The organism is Acidovorax sp., from assembly GCF_046339755.1.
GTDB lineage: Bacteria > Pseudomonadota > Gammaproteobacteria > Burkholderiales > Burkholderiaceae_C > Acidovorax.
Window position 1 is genome coordinate 1 of record NZ_JBKDTZ010000054.1, and the last position, 3,400, is coordinate 3,400.

3 protein-coding genes are annotated in these 3,400 nt (G+C 66.3%); 2 read left to right on the plus strand and 1 reads right to left on the minus strand.

The annotated features are described in order from the left end of the window. The first annotated feature begins 17 nt into the window (after positions 1 to 17). A complete protein-coding gene (locus ACK59X_RS04375) occupies positions 18 to 317 on the plus strand; it encodes a DUF805 domain-containing protein (RefSeq protein ID WP_409955494.1) in 300 nt (99 codons plus the stop codon). A 207-nt stretch (positions 318 to 524) separates the two neighbouring features. After that, positions 525 to 2,618, plus strand: coding sequence for a TonB-dependent siderophore receptor (locus ACK59X_RS04380; RefSeq protein WP_409955491.1), 2,094 nt, complete (start codon positions 525 to 527; stop codon positions 2,616 to 2,618). Between the two features lie 103 nt (positions 2,619 to 2,721). Here ACK59X_RS04380 and ACK59X_RS04385 read toward each other — a convergent pair. Further along, positions 2,722 to 3,400 (minus strand): TCP-1/cpn60 chaperonin family protein (locus ACK59X_RS04385; RefSeq protein WP_409955493.1); only part of this gene is annotated, 679 nt, incomplete at its 5' end.

Genomic DNA, 3,400 nt, shown 5'->3' on the forward strand with positions numbered 1-3,400 from the left:
CAAGAGAGGGCTTCTTCATGGATTTTGCGCAAGCTATCAAATCGTGCTTCAACCAGTACGCGGGCTTCGAGGGCCGGGCACCACGCTCGGAGTTCTGGTGGTTCGCCCTGTTCCAGATCGTCGTGCTGCTGATCGCCGGCGTGGTGAGCCAAGTCGTTTACGGTATTGCTGCTCTGGCGCTGCTGCTGCCGGCACTGGCCGTGGGTGCCCGCCGGCTGCATGACATCGGCCGCTCGGGCTGGTGGCAATTGCTGACGCTGACCGGTATCGGTACCCTGGTGCTGATCTACTGGTGGGTGCAGCCCAGCGGCGAGTAAGCCCCTTGTTTCTGCGGCGCCACTCGCCGCCGCCATGCAAAGTGAAAGCCCGTGGGCCAAGGCCCCCGGGCTTTTTTCATGGGCCCGAGCACACTGCTCGGTGCTGCACTCGGTAGCAAATGCGGTGTTGCCTTCGTGCGACAGAGCCCACGAGGAGGGGATGCCATTTCTAAAATAGGAATCGTTATCAATCTCATTTTGAAAATCATGGCAATCGAACACCGACAGACGGCCCTCAGCGTGGGCATTGCGCTGGCATTTGGCCTGGCATCGCAGGGGACGATGGCCCAAGCTGCGGCCCCCACCCTGGGTGAGGTGCGCGTGGACGCCAGTGCCGAAAAGGAATCGGCCACGGCCCCGGTGGTGGGCTACCGCGCACGCAACGCTGCCACGGCCACCAAGACGGATACCCCGCTCTCGGAAACACCGCAGTCCGTCACCGTGGTCACCCGCGACCAGCTGGTGGACCAAGGCGCCTCCAACCTGCAGGATGCGCTGGTGTATGCCGCCGGTGTGCGCAGCGACGCCTATGGCCTGGACAGCCGCTCCGACGGCATGCGCGTGCGCGGCAGCTACCCGGACGTCTACCTCGACGGCCTGCGCCAGAACTACAACTGGTACACCAGCGTCACGCGTTCTGACACCTACACCCTGGAGCGCATCGAGGTGCTGCGTGGCCCGTCGGGCATGCTGTTCGGTGCCGGCACGGTGGCCGGCGTGATCAACATGGGCAGCAAGCGCCCCCTGCAGGAGGCGCAGCGCGAGGTGGGCGTGCAGCTGGGCAGCTGGAACCGGCGCCAGGTCCAGGCCGATCTGACCGGCCCGCTGACGCAGGACGGAGAATGGTCCTACCGCCTGGTTGCCCTGGCCCGCACGGCCGACACCCAGGTGGACCACGTGCCCGATGACCGCCGCCTGATCGCGCCCTCGCTGGCCTGGCGGCCCAATGCCGCCACCTCGCTCGTGCTGCAGGCGCACTGGCAGCAGGACCGCAGCGGCAGCACCTCGCAGTTCTTCCCCTGGTCGGGCACCCTGCTGCCCAACCCGAACGGCCAACTGCCGCTGTCGCGCTTCATCGGTGAGCCCGGCGACCACTACGACAGCGACCGCGAGTCCATCGGCTGGCTGTTCGAGCACCGCTTCAACGACAGCTGGACGGTGCGCCAGAACCTGCGCCTGGCGCGCAACGAAAACCGCGGTGTGTACCACTGGGGCGATTTCTACACGACCATCGGGGGTTTCGGATCCGACCCCGTGAACCAGCGCGTGCTGGGCCGCTTCTACGATGACTCCCTCACCCGCACGCGCATGGCCGCGGTGGATACGCACCTGCAGGGCAACCTGAGCACAGGCGCACTGCGCCACCAGATGCTGCTGGGCGTGGACTGGAACCGCCAGACCGAAGACAAGGCCACCGCCAGCGCCTTCAGCACCATCGACGCCTACGCGCCGGTGTACGGCAACCTGGTGACGGCGCCCCTGGAGGCCAGCCCGCGCAATGTGCAGCGCCAGAGCGGCATCTACCTGCAGGACCAGATGAAGTGGGGCAACTGGATCGCCGTGGCCGGGCTGCGCCATGACCGCGCGGTGAACAGCCTGGCCGGTTCGGCCGACGACCGCACCAGCGACACCACCAAGCGCCTGGGCGTGATGTACCAGTTGCCGGGCGGCTGGACGCCCTATGTGAGCTACGCCGAGTCGTTCAGCCCCGTGAGCGGTACCAACAAGCAGGGCCAGCGGTTCAAGCCGCTCGAAGGCGAGCAGATCGAGCTGGGCGTGAAGTACGTGCCCGAAGGCAGCGGCACCCAGTTCACGGCCGCGGTCTACGACCTCAAGGAAAAGAACCAGAAAGTCGCCGATCCGGTGAATGCCGGCAACACGCTGCAGGTCGGGCAGACGCGTAACAAGGGGCTGGAGCTGGAGGTCAAGAGCCGCGTGGCCACGGCGTTCGATGTGATCGCCCACTACAACTACACCGACGTGGACGCCCAACTGGAAGGCCTGCCCCGCCACCAGGCCGCGGCCTGGGGGGTGTACCGCTTCGCCATCGGCGATGTGCGCGGCTTCTCGGTCGGGGCGGGGTACCGCTGGCTGTCTTCGTTCCGTGATGGCTCAGGTCCCAGCATCCCTTCGGCCGGGGTCGTGGACGCGCTGCTGGCCTACGACAGCCCGCAGTGGCGCTATGCGCTCAACATCAGCAACCTGGGGGACAGGCAGTATGTGAGCACCTGCCTCGCGCGCGGTGACTGCTGGTGGGCCACCCGGCGCAACGTGGTGCTGAGCGCTACCTACAAATTCTGACGCGCCAACGAGAAAGCCCCGCAGGCCTTGCAGCCTGCGGGGCTTTTTTTTCATGGCGATCACAGGAGCCGCCGTGCGGCCTGCTCCTGTGCGCGGCCGGCAATTACATGCCCATGCCGCCCATGCCACCCATGCCGCCCATGTCGGGCATGCCGCCGCCGGCAGGAGCGTCGTCCTTCGGGGCTTCGGCAACCATGGCTTCGGTCGTCAGCAGCAGCGATGCCACGGAGGCAGCGTTCTGCAGGGCCGTGCGGGTGACCTTCGTGGGGTCCAGAATGCCCAGCTCGAGCATGTCGCCGTACGTGTCGTTCGAGGCGTTGAAGCCGAAGTTGCCCTTGCCGGCCAACACAGCGTTCACCACCACCGAGGCTTCGCCGCCGGCGTTGTTCACGATTTCGCGCAGGGGCGCTTCGATGGCCTTCAGCACCAGCTTGATACCGGCTTCCTGGTCGGCGTTATCGCCCTTGACCGAGTCACCGACAGCTTGCTTGGCACGCAGCAGGGCCACGCCACCACCGGCAACCACGCCTTCTTCCACGGCAGCGCGGGTAGCGTGCAGGGCGTCTTCCACGCGGGCCTTCTTTTCCTTCATTTCGACTTCGGTGGCAGCGCCGACCTTGATCACGGCCACACCGCCGGCCAGCTTGGCCACGCGCTCTGGCAGCTTTTCGCGGTCGTAGTCGGACGTGGCTTCCTCGATCTGCACGCGCACTTGCTTGACGCGGGCCTCGATGTCAGCGGCAGCGCCGGAGCCGTCGATGATGATGGTGTTTTCCTTGCCC